This is a genomic window from Streptococcus mitis (assembly GCF_946190275.1).
GTDB lineage: Bacteria > Bacillota > Bacilli > Lactobacillales > Streptococcaceae > Streptococcus > Streptococcus mitis_DC.
The window spans coordinates 1-318 of sequence record NZ_CAMHZQ010000064.1 but is presented as its reverse complement, the minus strand read 5'-3'; the positions used below and the strand labels follow the sequence as shown (position 1 = coordinate 318).

The window sequence follows — 318 nt, the reverse complement described above, 5'->3', positions numbered from 1 at the left end:
TTTTCTTCTTGAGCTTTCTTAACCTTATCTACTTCTGCTTTCTTATCTGCTTTTTGTTGATCTGTTAAGTTTTTATCTGCTTCAATTTCTGCTTTTTCTTTGTTAGCTGCTTCTGTTAAGTCTGCTTTCGCTTTCTCTTTTGCTTTGTCTAACTCTGTTTTGTGCACTGCATCGATTGCTTTCTTACCGTCTTCTGTTGCTTTCGCTACTTCGTCAGTAGTTCCAGCTTTATCGATATTTGCTTCTTGAGCTTTCTTAACCTTATCTACTTCTGCTTTCTTATCTGCTTTTTGTTGATCTGTTAAGTTTTTATCTGCT

At 35.5% G+C, this 318-nt stretch carries 1 protein-coding gene; it reads right to left on the bottom strand.

The genetic code is table 11. The features are described from left to right. Positions 1-318 (bottom strand): DUF1542 domain-containing protein (locus N8M20_RS10255; RefSeq protein ID WP_261080520.1); only part of this gene is annotated, 318 nt, incomplete at both ends.